This window comes from Methanohalophilus sp. WG1-DM (assembly GCF_004104135.1).
GTDB lineage: Archaea > Halobacteriota > Methanosarcinia > Methanosarcinales > Methanosarcinaceae > Methanohalophilus > Methanohalophilus euhalobius.
Genome location: NZ_RRBA01000070.1, coordinates 1 through 249, shown reverse-complemented (window position 1 = coordinate 249; position 249 = coordinate 1). Strand labels below are relative to the sequence as shown.

At 41.0% G+C, this 249-nt stretch carries 1 protein-coding gene; it reads right to left on the bottom strand.

The window, feature by feature from the left end; genetic code table 11:
- On the bottom strand, window positions 1-249 hold a 249-nt coding region (locus CI957_RS10720; protein ID WP_164909108.1), incomplete at both ends, for a hypothetical protein.

Genomic DNA, 249 nt, shown 5'->3' with positions numbered 1-249 from the left:
TTCGGCTATGATTTCATTCAAATCGGTAGTATTGAGGGTAAACTCATCCTCGGTTTCATTGAGCTTTATTTTAACTTCTGATTGCTCGCCCTCGATTTCCACTTCAATCTCGACGTCTTCTTCATCATAGAAATCTTCGCCTTCATCGACCTCCATATACTGCTCGATTTGCTCAGCTGTCAATGAGGTTCTGTTACCGATTTCGGCTATGATTTCATTCAAATCGGTAGTATTGAGGGTAAACTCATC